The sequence below is a fragment of the Ornithinimicrobium sp. CNJ-824 genome, from assembly GCF_001942405.1.
Taxonomy (GTDB): Bacteria; Actinomycetota; Actinomycetes; order Actinomycetales; family Dermatophilaceae; genus Ornithinicoccus; species Ornithinicoccus kibberensis.
Map to the genome: position 1 here is coordinate 1 of NZ_MKKA01000008.1, position 14,968 is coordinate 14,968.

Consider the following 14,968-nt stretch of genomic DNA (forward strand, 5'->3'; position numbering starts at 1 on the left):
GGCTGCTCGTCGACCACACCAACATCATCCCGGCCAACCGCCCACCAGCCCCGCACGCCACCCCGGCACCGCGAAATGATCAGCGCTTCCCTAGGTCCGCCCACTCCTCGGGGGCATGCTCGGCGACCAAGGCATGCAGCCGGGTGATTCCGCCCAGCCCCTCGGGCAGGCGTCTTCGCGCGAGGATCCGACCCTGGCCGTCGACGAGCTCGACGTCGTGGTGGTCCTCGGCCCAGTCATCACCTATGAACAACATCGCTACTGCCCTCCTTCGCCTCGTTGCGATCCTTGCTCAGCAGCGTGGAGGAGGACTCCCGGCGATCTAATGGTCAAGTGCTCACCCGAATGATCTGGGGGCACGTCATCCCAGCAGCGGTCACGCCTCCTCACGACCGGCGGGCGCACGGTCTGCCGCAAGACCTCAACGATCAGATTCGGAGAGTGCTGACCCGCCGGCCGCTACCGGAACCGAGCCTGCCAGAGGATCGGTACAACCCATTAGATCCGGTCGTGGCGGTCGGCCCGCCAGGAGCCCAGGCATAGGATCCGGGCTGTGAGGGGTACCGGACTACGAGCCACCGCGGTGGCTTGCCTCGTAGTCGTTTTGGGTTGCGTGGCCCTGTTCGTCGCCTCTGCTGTGAACTGGCGAGCTGCAGAGCAGAAATGCGGGCTGCTCTTCGGATTCGATGAGCGCTTCGCTGACGCTCAAGAGGTCAGCTTCGAGAATCGCCTGTTTCCGTTGCCGGTTGAGTGTCGATTCGACAACGGCGTGACGCTCGCCAAGCGTTGGTGGCCCACCGCCTCTCCGTAGCCAGATACACGTGTCGCGACTCGCGGCATTTGAGGATGCGGCATGATGACCCGGTGATTGAGGACAGCTCCCTGACATCGGGTGGTAAGGGTTGGCCGCGCTCCCTGGAGCGTAGTGCTACGGCCGTAGGTCTAGGTGGGGTCGCCGCTTTCCAAGTTGCACTTGCCGCTGGCGCCCCTTGGGGTCGCGCCAGTTACGGCGGCGCTCACGGCGGTGTGCTGCCAAACCGCCTTAGGGTCGTGAGCGCTGGAGCGGCCCTGTTCTATTCGGGGCTCTCTATTGCGGTCGCGAACCGTCACACTTCGGTGAAGGTGCGCCGCCAGGTGCTCACTGGCGTCAGTGCGCTCATGGGGGTCGGCGCCATCATGAACGGCATCTCGCCGTCTTGGCCGGAGCGGACCATTTGGACACCTACTACTGCTGTGCTGGCGGCGTTAGCCTGGCGAGCTCGCAGGGACTCCTAAGGACGGTCGCCCTCCCCGCGGCAGTAGCGCGCACTGGATGAAGGCCCGCCGTGCCAGACTCGGGCATGCCTGACCAGCGCCTGCACACCCTTGTCGCCGTTAACGAAGCTCTGAAGGACCCCATCCGAGTTCTGCAGACGGTGACGGCATCGGCTGACTTCGAGGACGCCCTGCACGCGCTGCAGGATTCCTTCGGCTGGGATGAAGTTCAGGCGCGGCTGGTGATGCAGTTGCCCATAGGCAATACGCACAAGGACTTCAGGGATCGAGTCGCACAGGACCTGCAGCAACACGACCACTGACTCCGCGCTCCACGCGGCATGTCAGTGAGTTCGGATCAGTTGCTCGACGACGTCGGCTAGGTCGTTGACCGGGCGGGTGCCATCTACTTCAAGGGTCGCTCCGCGGCGGAGCAGGGGCTCGACGGTCTCCGCATACTCACGGATCTCCATCTGGTCACGCGTTGTCTTGCCGTAGGGGTTGTTGGTCCGACCTCGCACGCGGTCGAGCAGGACGCTGACCGGTGCACTAAGCAGAATGATGTGCTCGAATCGGTCGTAGAAGAGGACCTGGTTCTCAACGGTTCCGGAGACGACGATCGTGTCGTGCTCCGCAAGCAGGCTTGACATGCGTGTTTCGTCCCACCGCCCCGGATGGTCCTCCCACCCGCCGTAGTCGGTGTCGACCGTTTGATGGCCCCGCCGGCGAAGCTCGTGCAAGAGGGTCGTCTTGCCAGCACCCGACATCCCGGTCACCAAGATCCGTGCCATGACCGCAACCTACTGGCTGGGCGAAACTTCCCGGAAGCGGCAGAAGAGGATGCCGGGACGTCGGCCTCAGTGCAGCCTTCGGGAACCGCGAGCGATGGATGGACCAGTGACCGGAGATGAACCGACGAGGGCGGCAGTCCGGTTCGATGCTGTGTCCGAGCGGCGGGCGGCTCGTCGCCCCTCGCCAGCAGCCGGTTCCGGTCAGGGTCAGAAAAGCAAGGGTTGCGATCCACCATCCGGGGTGGCTCGGTTCCCAGTCCTGCAAGTACGCGGGGTCGGCCAACTGCGCGTTCAAGTGCGCCTGCTGTGCCGCGTAAGTATGCTCGCCGATCACTTCACCGAGGATGACTCCCACGCCGTATCCACCAAGGCTCCAAGGCACTGAGCGGGGCGCGAGCAGGGCCGCGATCAGGGCCAAGGGCCCAAATAGAACGGGGATTGCCTCGGCGGCCCAGTGGGGGGTGTAGAGCAGGGCCAGTGGTCCGGTGCCGAGCCAGAAGGCTAGGCCGAAGCTGGCGGTGAGGACGAGGACCGCGGTTCCCCTGCTGCGCATGACTGAACGTAGCGCCAGTTCGTCTGACCGCACCAGGACAGAGGGTAGAACGCGACCGAACCGTGACGTTGCGACCAGACCCGTCCGCATCTCGACGGCGATCCGAGCCTCCTCACCAGACTCATGGTCGGACGCTGCGCGCCGACAGCGGCAGGAGAGTAAGTCAAGCCCGGGTGGAGCGCACGTAGTCGACCTGTCCCTGCGCTCTCCAGAGCACAGTCGCTGGAGGGGCGAACGCACGAGCGACAACGGGTTGTCAGGACCCGTCGCTAGGCTTCGGTAATTGACCGAGAGCAGCAGAAGGGGCGTCATGTCATCCATCGAGTACTCCTTTCCAGTCGCGGTGTCACAACTGGGCGATCAGGACTCGCGAGAGACACAGAATCGGCGTGCGATTTCATGGCTGTTGAAGCAATCTGGAGGTTCGATCGTCGTGGTGACTCCTCGACGGCAGATCCCAGAAGAGAGCCTCCGGCGGTTGGTCTCACGACACGACGCGACGCATCTCACTTGGCGGGGATTGGCCGTAGAGTCGCTCGCACACCGGCGTGTCCTACATGCCTGGCCCGACCGTCAGCATCTCAACGATCTGTGGGGCGTCGACTGCGATGCACTCGTGGTGATCGAGTGGAACGTGGCGGAGACTGAGACTTGGGTTGAGGATGCTAGAGCCACGAGGCTCCTTCCGGGGGGTGAACTCAGGCCGTCTCTTGGGGTGGTCGAGGAGCAGTCCGTTGATGTGTTGCCCAATGGGGTCGGCGAGATTCTCGAGCACCTCGCGGCCTGGGCTGCCGGTTATGACTCAGGCCTCAAGTGGAACGAGGAGGACAAGCTAAAGGCGGACATGATGAACAGGCCTGAGCGATGGGCTCCCGTGACCGTCGAGCAGGTTCGAACGAAGTGCCGGGCGTGAAGATGCGGCCGAACGACATCGACAAGATCACTAGCCTCTTGGAGCGCCGGAAGCAGGGGCGTCGGTTCCAGGTAAGAAGTTCTTACCGGAACTTCCGCTTCGAATAGCATGGCTTGCCAGTCGACGCTTTGGAAAGGGAAGCCGTGAACCAAGTCTTTATTGCATCACTGTTGGTCTTAGGCACGGGTATGCAAATGGGTAGGTGGGTATACGAAACCGCGCGCGAGCAGAACCGCCAAGCGAGGTTGGCAGAGAGTCGATCTGAACGGAAGCGCTGGGAGCGGGCAGGCGCGCCACGCTATGACGGGGCGGCGTGGGGGTTCCTCTTCATGCCTGCCGTCGCCCATCTTGGAAACGTCGCTGGGTGGTGGACGATCGGGTAGCGCAAGCATGACCACGCTCAGAGCTGGTCGGCCCCGGTGCGTTGCGCTCGGAGCGGCAGAACAGGATGCCTACAGCTCGTCGAGTACGGCAAGGTCGTGGAGGTCTACGGCACGCATGGGATAGCCCCTTCGAAGCTCGCGGGCTCGCCCGGCACTGGCCACGACGACCGCTTGGCCGTCGATTAGGCCGGTAACTCTCTGCTCAGAAGGGTGGAGGTACACCTCGCCGTCCAGACCTTGCTGGACTCCGTTGCCGGCCGGGTCCAAGCGCATTGCATGGACGTCTACTTGCCCTGAGTGACTCGATAGCTGCACGCGGACTGGTCGCCAATCCTCGGTGACCCGATAGCCGCGGGAGGTGAGCCAGGCCATGAACTCGGCCTCGTGATCTTCGTCGATGAACACGTCGAGATCTTGGTGGGAGCGAGTCTGTCGTCCGACCAACGCATCGACACCCCATCCGCCGTTGACCTGATAGACCACCCCGTTGGCGTGAAGCCAGGCGACGATCTGCACCACCTCGGCGGCGGTCATCCGGGAGGAGTTCTTCATAGGAGAAGTCTCCCTTCCCGTGTACTAGGGTCCGTACGACCCGCGGCAGATCCGCGTGCTGTCTCCATGACGCACGCGCGCCCAGAGCCAGCCAGAATACGCGTACCAAGAGGAGGCCTTCCTTGCGTGATTCGACGCGACTACGTCAGTCCGCTCTCGGCCGGCCCTCCGGGAACCCTTCTGAAGCGTCTGACCCATCCGCATGATCGATCGCCTCGGCATCTTCCGTCTCCAGGAGGTCAAGATCCTGAGAGTCCTCGGACCCAGGCCCCACCAATGGCAGTGGCGACAGTGCGATGTTCATCTCGCTCATCTGCGTGAGGAGGCGTGAACGCACCAGCGGATGAACTAGGCGCTGTGCGGTCGAGAGCCAGGCCGCACTAGAAGCAATGGCGCCAGCACTTTCCGGGTCGCCACACGTCATAACTACAACGTACTGGAAAGAGGACCGGGCTATCTCGGTCGCGCCCTGTTCTCCGGGCTCACGAATAGAGAAATCGTTGATGATGCGAAAGAAAACGCTGTCTTCAACGGAAGCCCTGCTGTGGGCCCTTGCCCAGTCGACCTCGAGCCGTGACTCGTCCTCAATCGAACCCAGCCGTTGACACGATTCTGCATGCAGGGTGATCATATTGAGAGTCACATCGTTCACGTCTACGCCGTCTACGGCGTTACTCGCCTCAGAGGTCACTGCGGCGTCAATTCTCGTAGCGCAGTTCGGCCTGGCTCACTGACGCCGGCGCTTGGCTGAGGACGCCCATAAGTCCGAGCAATGGAGGCCATCGAATCGGCCTGCCTTGGCTCTCCCACTGGTTGCACGTCGTGCCCTCTGGCATGAACAAATCCGTAGGAGAGTTCATCCACCCCTTCGCTGGAGATGAACTTCTGCACCCACTGCTTGCTCTTAGAGGGGGACCGTCGAGCGGCCCGCGGACTCGAAGTGATCGGCACAAGTCCACTCCGGTCAACGCACGCGCTCGTGAGCGGTAGATCGTTGGCAACCATCTGGGCCCACTCGGCGGGACGAGCCCTCAGTTCGAGGCTGTAACCGAGAGCCGCAAGGGTCTTCGCCAGCGTGGCTACGTACAAGTTCCCGTCGGTCTGCTTGATTTGCGTGACCCGAGCTTCGGAAACTCCCAGAATTTGTGCGATCTCTGCCTGACTAATCGAAGCGTCCTTGAAAGTTTCTTGGATCAAGGATGCTACCTCGTCAGCGAAATCAGCCGCAATAAGTTCGACGCGCAAGCGGGGATCCGCCATGACCGATTCGAACACGGAATCAGGAGTCTCCCGGGCACTGGGTCGTCTTTCGCCCGATCGCCTTTCACGCCTTCTGGTCATGCTCCAGATCCTCCTCTCGCACTCTCAATGTTTGAGTGATGTCTTCAGGTGTAGTACGTTGTCCCGTCTTCCCGAAACAGTGGCCCAATCTAAGATCTTCATCGAAGTCGGGAACCTCGGGGAAGGCATTCTCCTCGCACCAGTCGGGGTCGCCTTCTCGGAGCTTCCCCTTCGGCACATACCCCCCCGTTACCGTCAGTGTCGAAGAATGAGACACGCATCTCTGCTCGCTTGAATTCCCATATGCCATCTTCCAAGGCGTTAACGTGGCCAGGCCGGCGAGGCTCACCGTTAATGGCGAAGTAGCGGAAGTTGGCCAGGAGTGCAGCATGGTCACTTATCTGGTCGTCAGCGCTGTTTGACGGTGGCCCCGGGAATCGTCCCTGAGAGAGGGCGGTCATGAACTCCTGCGCAGGCGCAGACCGGTCCGCACGGAGGGCGTAGGAGATGCGATACACCCTTCCCACTACAACGAGCTGCCTGGGTACGCATCCCCCCACTTTAGCCAAAACTTAACTCCTCCGCCACCGCCCTGACCTGCTGTGATGCGCAAACTACCCAAGTGATCGTACGCCTGCAACAGTAGTAGCCGCACGACCGGCGGCCTCCCAGCCGGAGGGGATCGCCGGAGGTTGGCGGCACCGAGGGGTGGCATACCCATCGAGTGGAGTCGACCGCCGGCCCTCCGGCGTAGTCGCCCACGATCCCGAAGCGGTTCTGGCCCGCCAGCGTCAGGTACCAGCGTCCTGACATGGGCGTGTCGGGCATCCGGAGGAAGTTCTCGAGCATCCGGACATCGGCGGAGTCGCGATGTCACGCACCTCGGCGGTACAGCGATGTATCGACCGCGCGCGCTTTCCGCATCCTTTGTGATCGACGTACGGTCATCGCGAAGGACCAGACGGCTGGCGGGTAGCACCGTCATGGAGTCGGTGGCGCTCTGCCTGTCGTTGACCGGCTCGGAGCCTGTCGGGCGCGGCGTCTACCGTGGACGCGGAGGAGACCGGTGACGGCACCGTCAGTCGGCGGATGAGTCGGCTCTGGTGCCTGGCTGCCTGGGGTTCCTTGATGGGCGGACCCGCCGGGCTGGGCTCCGTGTCGGGGATCTCGTGGGCGGCTCGCCAGGCGGCGAGGTCGCTGATGAGCTGGTCGTCGACGTCCGGGGGCAGGGTCCGCCGCCATGGCGTGCGGTCGAACGCGCCGGCCTGGCTGGCTTCGTCGGCGAGGCGCTGCTTGAGGTCGTCGATCCGACGGGTGAGTCGGTCGAGGTAGTCGCTCGTCTCCGCGCCCTGCCGTAGGACGTCCGGGATGTCGGGCAGCCAGGGCAGGGGTGCGTCGCGGTGGGACGGTGCGGTGGCGCCGGCGATGCGCCAGGCGAGAGCGGCTGCGGGGTCGTCGGCCTCGGTGAGGGTCTGGGTGCCGCGGTACCAGGTTGCCTGCTCGACCACCCTGAGCGGCGAGGTTCCGTCGACCCAGCGCAGCGCGAGCTGGCCCCGCAGGTGGGGGTAGGCGGGTGCTCCGGTGATGCTGGGAACCCGCTGCTCGAGCGCGGCGTCCAGGTCCGCCATGCGCTCGGGTCCGAGGTGCTGCTGGGCCAGGACGGGCAGGGCGTCCTGGTAGGCCAGCACCGCCTGCCGCAGCATCCGGGCGGCGTCGCCGCGCTCGACGGTGGTGGCCGAGAGCCCGCGGCCGTCGCGGGAGAGGATGTCGATCAGCACCTGCCGCGGATCGAGCACCGTGCCTTGCCCCTCCGGGCCAACACCGTCCAGCGAGGCGCTGGGCGTGTCGAGGTAGAGGTGGTTGGTGGCCCGGCCGCGGGAGAGGGCGACGTACAGCGCCTGCCGGGACTCGGTTCCCGTGAGGACGGTGTGGGTGGTGTCCACGGTGGCGCCCTGGGCGCCGTGGATGGTGCTGGCGTACCCCAGCTGTACGTGCTCCGCCACGTACCCGGCCGGCAGGGTGAAGTTGGCAGGGCGGCTCCTGCGGCCGTCGCGGTGGCGTTCGACAATGATGCTCCCGGCAGGGTGGACGGCGAGGACGTGCCACCGGTCGCCGTTCTTGACCCAGGACCCATCTCCAGCGCGCAGGGCGCGGTCGTTGCGGCGGGTGATGATCGTGTCGCCGGCGCTTGCGCGGGTGCCGTCGGCCAGGGCCACCTCGCGTCCGGGCGGTTGCCCGGCGGTGTCGAGGCGGTCGGTCCGGGCGCGCTGGTTCAGCTCACGCATGGTGTCCCGGGTCGCGGCCAGCAGCAGGCTCGACAAGCCGGCCTCCTGGTCGGCGGACCAGGCGGCGTACGCCGCCTCGACCACGTCCCCGGTGTCACCGGCGTGGACCCGGCCGTGGTCGAGGTAGTGGTCCAGTCCGGCGGGGTCACCATCGCGGACGGCGAGGGTGGCGATTCCTTCGGCGGGGGCGGTGAACCGGTGCAGCTCGGTCAGGGTCGCAGTGGTGCCGTGCGCGTGGCCCTGCTCGGCCAGGTCCCGGGAGATGCCACCGGCCGCCACGGCGGCCAGCTGCTGGTCGTCCCCGACCAGCCGCACGCTGCCACCGGCGTCGACGACATGCTGGACCACGGCCGCGAGGTCGCCGGTGCCGGCCATGCCTGCCTCGTCGATCAGCACCAACGTCCCCGGGCCGACGGCTCCGCCCAAGTCAGACGTCGTCCCGGTTCCCGGTGAGGCACCTGCCGCGCCCTTCTGGTGGAGGTGGTTGGCAAGGGTGTCGGCATGAATGCCGGTGGCGCGTCCGAGCTCCTCGGCCGCGACCGCCGTAGGTGCCAGCCCGAGGACGGTGCCGCCTGATTCCTCCCAGATCCGAGCCAGCACCCGTAGGGCAGCGGTCTTCCCCGCGCCGGCCGGGGCGAGAGCGACCTGGATCCGGCACCCGCTCGTGGCCAGGGTGCCGACCATTGCCACCTGAGACCGGTCCAGTCCCGGACCGTCTCCACTCTGGCCGGCCAGGACGTCCTCCACGACGACCCGGTCGGCCTGGCGGCCGTCGCGGCGCAACCCCAGGCCGAGGAGCTCCTCTTCGGCGGCCAGGATCGCCCTCGAGGTGTAGGCCTGCTGCCGTGCACCGTGTGCGCGGACTGCCCGTCCGGGCGGCGCAGAACCTCCGGCTCGCCCAGCTCCGGCGGCACCCCGACCGGCACCGAGAAGCCGTGCAAGACCCATCGCTGGACGTCACGTTGGTACGCCTCGAGCTTCTCCAGGGGGACCTGCGCGGTGCGGAGCTGGCGCAGGGTCTCGGCGCGCACGTGCCACACCTGCCACGTCGCCCGCGCGCCCTCCAGGACCTTCAGGACACGTGCGGCGACGACCTGGGGACGCACGTCCCCACCACGTCCCCGGAAACGTCCCTGGAGCGTCCCCACCCCGTGACCTGCGGCGATGCCCGCGTCTCTGCCACGTCCACGGTCGCGTCCCCACCCCGCCCCCAGTGCCGACGCGACCATCTCCTCCGGGGTCTTTCCGGGAATCGACCTGGGCGGCAGTCTCTAGGCGTCAGCAACTCATTGACCTGCACAGATGTGACGTGCCCCCGGCAGGATTCGAACCTGCGACACCCGCTTTAGGAGAGCGGTGCTCTATCCCCTGAGCTACGAGGGCAGACCCGGCCGGGTGGCCGGGCGCGGGGTCGATCTTCTCACGTCGGGCGCTCAGGAGGCGACGGCGGCCGCGAGCCGGTTGAGGCTCTCCTCCATCTGCTCCTCGGAGACGAGCGGAAGGCTGATCTTCTTGAGCAGCTCCTGGTCGGTGACGTTGCTCCAGTCGTAGGTGTGGCGCACCTCGGTGCTGTCCGGCCCCTGCGGCACCAGCTCCCACACCCACTGCCAGCCCTTGGGCTCGGTCCCTGCGGGGGCGGTCTGCCAGGCGAGCAGCTTGCCCTCCTCGTATCCGGTCACGTGGTTGTCGGTCTGGTAGTCCCCGCCCATGTGCTCCCCGGACATGTTCATCGTGAACGTCTGGCCGGTGCCGGTGATCCGGTCGCCGTGGTCGACCGACCGGACGAAACCTGCCCCGTCGATCTGGACGTGGTGCTCGGGGAGGGACAGGACGTCGAAGATGTCCTTGGCGGAGGCGTCGATGGTGCGGGTCACGGTGATGCTCTTCTGGTCGCTCATCCTTCGACGCTAACGGGGCTTCCGGACACGCGCGACCGGGCACCGCCCCCGGACAGCTCCGCCGCCGGCCGGCGCCGACCCGTGGGCGCTCAGGCGCTCCGGTCCAGGGAGGCGGGCCGTCGGTCCTCGACGTCCGCGCGACCTGAAGACACTGCGACCGGGTCCTCCGGGTCCAGCCGGATCGTGCGGGCGCCGGGCACGGAGGCGTAGCGACCCGGGGTGCAGGTGAGCAGGACCACCTGCAGGTCCGTGTCCGGCCCGGCGGTCGCTCCCAGCACCTCCCCCATCCTCCGCAGCCGCGCCGGGTCGCTGTAGCCGAGGGCGTCGTCGATGACGACGGGCACCCCCTGCGCCGGCTCGACCAGCCTCGACACGGCCAACCGGGCCAGGATGCCCAGCTGCTCCTTGGCCCCGCCGGACAGCTCCTCGAAAGGCACGGTGGAACCTTCCAGGCTGCGGGCACGGAGCGAGAGCTCCTCGTCGACGGTCACCGCGAACGTCGGCCCGTAGACCTGCCGTCCGAGCCGGTCCAGCGCCTCGGTGAAGGGCCGCACGTAGGCACGGTGGGCCGCGTCCCGGTGGCTGTGCAGGGTGGTGCGCAGGTGCCTGACCGCGCGTGCACGCCGGTCGAGGGCCGCCAGCCGACGCTCCGCCTCGTCGAGGCCGGCCTCGGCCAGCTCGTACAGCTCCTGACGCCCTTCGCTGGCGGCCAGCTCCACCTGGCCGGAGAGCGTGTGCAGCACCTCCCGGGCACGGTCCGCCTCCTCGGTGAGCCGGGCCGAGCGTCGCTCGGCCTCGTGGGCGCGGGCGGCGACCCTGTCGGCGTCCGCGGCGGTCTCGGCCGCCGCGGCACGCTCCAGCTCGGCGGCCGCGGCGGACTCCTCCGCCGCGCACCGTTCGGCGGCGACCGCGAGTGCATCGTCCTGGACGTCGGCGCGTGCGGACCGCACGGCTGCCTCCAGGTCGACCAGGCGTGTCCGGTCGGCCTCGAGCCGGTAGGCCAGCCGGTCCACCGCCGCCACGACGTCGGCGGCGCGCCGGCGGCACTGCTCCACGCTCGTCGTCGCCACGTCCAGACGCCGACGGCACCGGCTCAGGTCCTCGGCCGCGGCGCGCTCGGTCGTCCGGGCCGCATCGACGTCCTCAGGGAGGGGCTGCGCGTCCTGGCGCGCTCCCCGGAGCATGGCCTCGTCCTCGACCCGTGCTCGCAGGGCCGCGAGCTCGCGACGAAGCGGCCCAGGCAGGTCGCCACCCTCGACCACGTCGACCGCGCCGTTGCCGGTCGTCCCCTGCGCGGCCAGGAGCGTCTCCACCTCGCGCTCGAGCTCGCGGACAGCGGCTGCGCTCTCCCTGGTCCGGGTCGCCAGCTCGCGGGCCTCGTCGACGTCGGTGCACCCCAGCCGGTCGAGGGCCGCCTGCAGGGCGGCGTGCGAGACCTCGAGGTCGGCCCGCCGCTGCTCGGCGTCGGAGCCGGTGCCGACCCGGATGCGCACGGCTCCCGGCACCGTCACCTCCAGGTCCTGGGTGACCCGGAAGGTGCCCGTGGTGGCCGGCCCCACCCGTCGACCCCCGTCCGCACCGTCCTCCACCCCGCCGACGAGCGCCACGTCCACGTCGGCCCCGAGCGACTCGACCACGACGCTGGCGCTGGCCTGCTCGTGCCGGGCGGTGAGCACGGCCAGGTCCTGCTCCTGACGCTCCAGGGCGCGCAGCTCCTCGGCCGTCACAGGGGTCCGCGGCACCGCGGCCCGCGCCTGGGCGAGCTGCGCGCCACGCCGCTGCAGCCGGTCGGCCAGGCCCTGACGCTCGGCCAGCCTGGCGCGGTCGTGGCAGTGGTCCAGGTCCGCGCGGGCCGTGCGCAGCGCCTCCTCGGCCGCCGCGACGGCCTGCTCGGCCGCGCGACGCTGGTCCTCGGCCTCGGTCAGGGCGGGGGCCAGCCCCTGCGCCTGGGCCTCCAGGTCCGCCAGGGCCTGCTCGTCCTCCTGCACCCGCGTGGTCAGTCCGTCGAGGTCCGCCACCAGCCGTCTCCTGGCGTCCAGCTCGCGCCGGGCGGCCCGGGACCGTTCCTGGGCGAGCCGGTGGGCCTCGGTGGCGCCGCGCCGGGCGGCGCGGACGACCTCGAGCTCCTCCAGACGCTGCTGGGCCTCCCTCGCCTCGTCGCGCGCCGCGACGAGGCGCTGGTCCGCATCAGCGAGCTCGGTCCGTGCGGCCTGCTGCCGGTCCAGGAGCAGGTTCGCCTCCTCGAGGAGCCGGTGCGCCTCGGCCACCTCCTGCTGGGCCCGGTGGTGGGCCTCGATGGCGGAGCGGTAGTCGCCGGTGGGGCGCCCCGCCCGGGCGGTGAAGTAGCGCCGGTACTCCTCCTCGACCGCGTCGAGCACGCGCTCGCCGTCACCGTCGTGCGTGTGCGCCTCGACGGCGGCGTCGAGGGCCTCACGCAACGCCCCGCTCCCCACGAGGGGGGCGACGGCCCCGTCACCGGACTGGGTCAGGCGCAGGGCCCGCCACAGCGTCCGGTCGAGGGCACCGTCGAGCAGCTGGTCCAGCCGCGCCTGCGCCGCCGACCCCGTGAGGTGCTCCGGCGCCGACCCCAGGACGTCGAGCTCCACCAGGGGGGACCGGAGCCACCGCTTGGCGATGCGGATCCGTCGGCCTGCCACGGTGAGCTCGGCCTCCACGAACGGGCCGACGTCACGGCCGACGGGCTGCAGAGAGCGCGCCAGGGCGCTGGCCGAGGTGCACCGCAGGTCCAGGAGCCGGTCGAAGGCCTCCACCAGGGTCGTCTTGCCCACCTCGTTGGGCCCCTCGAGGACGACGACGCCCCGGTCGGGCAGGTCGACCGTGCGGTCGGCCACCCCCTTGACGTCCCGCAGGGTGATCCGGTGCAGCCTCATGCCGACCCCCTCGTGAGCCGGTAGAGCAGCGCGAGCGCGTCGCGGGCGCTCTCCTCGTCGTCGGGCCGACCGGCGACGAACGTCGAGGCGGACGCCGCCCCTCTCCCGGACCCTGCCGTGGCCGTCGGCACGGACGGTGGGCCGCCGGCCCGTGCCGCGACCTGGATCTCGGCCGCCGCTGCGGCGATGAAGCCGCCGACCGTCAGCGTCTCCCACGCGTCGTCGTCCCCCTCGACGACCACCACGTCCTGGTGGCGGTCGCGTTCGACCAGGGCCCCGAGCTGGTCGCGGTGCCGTTCCCGGAGCGCGTCCAGGCGGGCCAGGTCGGGCACGGTCAGGGTGCCCGCCAGCTGCAGGTGCACGATCGTGCGGTCCTTGTCGGGGAGGTCGTCCAGCTCGCGGTCGAGCGCGGCGAGGTCCGGCTCGCCGTCCACCCGACGGTCGACCACGCGGAACGACCACGTCGCCACCCGGTGGGGGGTCACCCGGGCGACCTCCTCCCGCCGGGGGTCGAGGTCCACGACGAGGACGTCGCCGGGGGCGACCTCGGTCTCCCGGGTCGGCTCGGGGGCCCCGGAGTAGCGCAGGTCGGTGCGACCGGCGACGGTCGTCCGCGAGTGCCGGTCGCCCAGCGCGACGTAGTGCACCCGGCCCTCCTCGAGCGCGGCCACCAGGGGCCCGGTACGGATGGTGCTGTCGCTGCGGCGGTCGGGGTCCAGCTCGTCGACGGCCCCGTGGCCCACGACGACTCGGACGACCCCGTCGGGGGCCGGCCCGGAGGGCACCGTGGCCAGCGCCTCGGCGACGAGGTCACGGCCGGGGTGCTTGCTCTCCCAGGGAGCCGCGACCAGCTCCACCCCCGGGGCCACCTCGTGGATCCCCGCACGGTCCAGCACGTGGACGTGGTCGGGCGCCTCGGTCCGGAAGAGCTCGCTGCGGTAGATCGAGGCGGCGTCCAGCGGGTCGTGGTTGCCGGGCAGGAGGTAGACGGGCACGGGGACCGACCGGAGCGCGTCGAGCGCGCGACGGACCGTCTGCGGGGTCAGGTGGTTGCTCTCGAAGACGTCTCCGCAGACGACGACGAGGTCGCAGCCCTGGTCGCGGGCGACTCCGCCCAGCCGTCGCACCGCGTCGGCCCGCGCCGCGGTGAACCGCGCCTGTGCCTCGGGCTCCAGGAAGCGCCGGGTCATGCCGATCTGCCAGTCGGCGGTGTGCAGCAGCCGGACTCCCACCCTCGCCCTCCTCGACCTCGATCGGCATCAGCGCCCGGTTCCTCGTCCCGGGCCTCCATCTGCTGACCACCGTAGGAGGTGGCACCGACAGACCCCCGCAGCAGGGGCCGTGTCGCCTCCGGGCCGTGCCCGGGGGCCGTCCGCCTCAGCGCCCCAGGGCCGACCAGGTGAGCAGGACGGCGGCCAGGCCACCCCCGAGCGAGCCCCCCAGCACCCGGGCCGCGACGCGCCACCGGCCCTGGACGGCGGCCCACCAGACCTGGGCGGCGAGCGTGCTCCACGAGGTCAGGGCCCCGCACACCCCGGTCGTCAGCAGCAGCACGACCGGCGCGGGCCATCCCGTGGCCCGGAGCACGATCGCGGTCAGCGCGGCCGACCCGACCACGTTCGCCAGGGCCAGGCCCGCCCCCTCCCCCAGCCACCGTGCCAGGGCCCAGCGCAGGACCGCGCCGACTGCACCTCCCGCGGCGACGGCCAGGGCGGCCAACCAGGGCGTCATGGGGCGCCGCCGTGGGAGGGAGGCGTGGGGATGCCGTGGTGAGGACGCACGGGTATGCCGAGCACGCGCCCCGCGAGCAACGCCCCCGCGGCGAGCGCGGCGAGGCACAGCACCGGGGTCAGGCCCAGGTGGACCAGCGCGGAGGTCCGCTCGGCGGAGGGGACGACGCGGGCCCACACCGCATACCCGGAGAAGGTCGTGAAGCCCCCGAGCACCCCGGTGCCGAGGAGGGGAGGAGCCCAGACGGGGACCGACCGAAGCCGGCGCCAGGTGAGGAGCACCCCCATGATGAGGCACCCCAGGACGTTGACCAGCAGGGTCCCCACGTGGCCTCCGCCCCATGCCTCCACCCACCCCTCCAGCCCCCAGCGGAGGAGGGAGCCGACCGCGCCGCCGAGGGCGACGAGGAGCACCACCGCACCGCCGGACACGCCGA

Annotated in this window: 13 protein-coding genes, 1 tRNA gene and 1 pseudogene; 3 read left to right on the forward strand and 12 right to left on the reverse strand. The window is 69.3% G+C overall.

Features of this window, described 5'->3' with window-relative positions:
* Positions 1 to 106 precede the first annotated feature (106 nt).
* Positions 107 to 256: pseudogene (locus BJF81_RS17160) on the reverse strand (IS110 family transposase); the annotation flags it as partial.
* A 357-nt stretch (positions 257 to 613) separates the two neighbouring features.
* Here BJF81_RS17160 and BJF81_RS17165 point away from each other — a divergent pair.
* Both BJF81_RS17165 and BJF81_RS03315 read left to right on the forward strand, forming a co-directional pair.
* A complete protein-coding gene (locus BJF81_RS17165; protein ID WP_143780643.1) occupies positions 614 to 811 on the forward strand; it encodes a hypothetical protein in 198 nt (65 codons plus the stop codon).
* Between the two features lie 529 nt (positions 812 to 1,340).
* On the forward strand, positions 1,341 to 1,577 hold the full coding sequence (locus BJF81_RS03315; RefSeq protein WP_058891358.1) for a hypothetical protein: 237 nt from the start codon (positions 1,341 to 1,343) through the stop codon (positions 1,575 to 1,577).
* A gap of 21 nt (positions 1,578 to 1,598) precedes the next feature.
* Here the strand turns inward: BJF81_RS03315 and BJF81_RS03320 are convergent, their stop codons facing one another.
* Positions 1,599 to 2,045 (reverse strand): AAA family ATPase, encoded by a 447-nt coding sequence (locus BJF81_RS03320; protein WP_075957153.1) that lies wholly within the window; start codon positions 2,043 to 2,045, stop codon positions 1,599 to 1,601.
* Positions 2,046 to 2,881: 836 nt separating this feature from the next.
* Here BJF81_RS03320 and BJF81_RS03325 point away from each other — a divergent pair.
* On the forward strand, positions 2,882 to 3,511 hold the full coding sequence (locus tag BJF81_RS03325; protein ID WP_202817415.1) for a hypothetical protein: 630 nt from the start codon (positions 2,882 to 2,884) through the stop codon (positions 3,509 to 3,511).
* A gap of 452 nt (positions 3,512 to 3,963) precedes the next feature.
* On the opposite strand, the gene BJF81_RS03330 is transcribed toward BJF81_RS03325, so the two are convergent.
* The 10 genes from BJF81_RS03330 to BJF81_RS03375 form a co-directional block, all read right to left on the reverse strand.
* On the reverse strand, positions 3,964 to 4,446 hold the full coding sequence (locus BJF81_RS03330; protein WP_029202545.1) for a nucleotidyltransferase domain-containing protein: 483 nt from the start codon (positions 4,444 to 4,446) through the stop codon (positions 3,964 to 3,966).
* Between the two features lie 145 nt (positions 4,447 to 4,591).
* Positions 4,592 to 5,077: a hypothetical protein gene (locus tag BJF81_RS03335; RefSeq protein ID WP_075957154.1), complete on the reverse strand. Its 486-nt coding sequence runs from the start codon at positions 5,075 to 5,077 to the stop codon at positions 4,592 to 4,594.
* 56 nt (positions 5,078 to 5,133) lie between these two features.
* Positions 5,134 to 5,721, reverse strand: coding sequence for an XRE family transcriptional regulator (locus tag BJF81_RS03340; protein WP_075957155.1), 588 nt, complete (start codon positions 5,719 to 5,721; stop codon positions 5,134 to 5,136).
* A gap of 950 nt (positions 5,722 to 6,671) precedes the next feature.
* Positions 6,672 to 8,960 (reverse strand): AAA family ATPase, encoded by a 2,289-nt coding sequence (locus tag BJF81_RS03345; RefSeq protein WP_269087300.1) that lies wholly within the window; start codon positions 8,958 to 8,960, stop codon positions 6,672 to 6,674.
* A 362-nt stretch (positions 8,961 to 9,322) separates the two neighbouring features.
* A tRNA-Arg gene (locus BJF81_RS03350) sits at positions 9,323 to 9,395 on the reverse strand.
* A gap of 50 nt (positions 9,396 to 9,445) precedes the next feature.
* Entirely contained in the window at positions 9,446 to 9,910 is a 465-nt protein-coding gene (locus BJF81_RS03355; protein ID WP_075957157.1) for an SRPBCC family protein, read from the reverse strand.
* An 89-nt stretch (positions 9,911 to 9,999) separates the two neighbouring features.
* Positions 10,000 to 12,801, reverse strand: coding sequence for an AAA family ATPase (locus BJF81_RS03360; RefSeq protein WP_075957158.1), 2,802 nt, complete (start codon positions 12,799 to 12,801; stop codon positions 10,000 to 10,002).
* Positions 12,798 to 14,033, reverse strand: a complete 1,236-nt coding sequence (locus BJF81_RS03365) for a metallophosphoesterase family protein (RefSeq protein ID WP_237769989.1) — start codon at positions 14,031 to 14,033, stop codon at positions 12,798 to 12,800. The genes BJF81_RS03360 and BJF81_RS03365 overlap by 4 nt, the downstream gene beginning before the upstream one ends.
* 145 nt (positions 14,034 to 14,178) lie before the next feature.
* A complete protein-coding gene (locus BJF81_RS03370) occupies positions 14,179 to 14,532 on the reverse strand; it encodes a CrcB family protein (RefSeq protein WP_075957159.1) in 354 nt (117 codons plus the stop codon).
* On the reverse strand, positions 14,529 to 14,963 hold the full coding sequence (locus BJF81_RS03375; RefSeq protein WP_202817416.1) for a fluoride efflux transporter FluC: 435 nt from the start codon (positions 14,961 to 14,963) through the stop codon (positions 14,529 to 14,531). Before BJF81_RS03375 ends, BJF81_RS03370 begins: the two co-directional genes overlap by 4 nt.
* Positions 14,964 to 14,968: the final 5 nt, after the last annotated feature.

Coding starts and splice junctions, on each gene's coding strand:
- BJF81_RS03330 (WP_029202545.1), bottom strand. CDS start 4,446: ATGAAGAACTCCTCCCGGATGACCGCCGCCGAGGTGGTGCAGATCGTC.
- BJF81_RS03370 (WP_075957159.1), bottom strand. CDS start 14,532: ATGACGCCCTGGTTGGCCGCCCTGGCCGTCGCCGCGGGAGGTGCAGTC.
- BJF81_RS03335 (WP_075957154.1), bottom strand. CDS start 5,077: ATGATCACCCTGCATGCAGAATCGTGTCAACGGCTGGGTTCGATTGAG.
- BJF81_RS03355 (WP_075957157.1), bottom strand. CDS start 9,910: ATGAGCGACCAGAAGAGCATCACCGTGACCCGCACCATCGACGCCTCC.
- BJF81_RS03345 (WP_269087300.1), bottom strand. CDS start 8,960: ATGGGTCTTGCACGGCTTCTCGGTGCCGGTCGGGGTGCCGCCGGAGCT.
- BJF81_RS03315 (WP_058891358.1), top strand. CDS start 1,341: ATGCCTGACCAGCGCCTGCACACCCTTGTCGCCGTTAACGAAGCTCTG.
- BJF81_RS03320 (WP_075957153.1), bottom strand. CDS start 2,045: ATGGCACGGATCTTGGTGACCGGGATGTCGGGTGCTGGCAAGACGACC.
- BJF81_RS03360 (WP_075957158.1), bottom strand. CDS start 12,801: ATGAGGCTGCACCGGATCACCCTGCGGGACGTCAAGGGGGTGGCCGAC.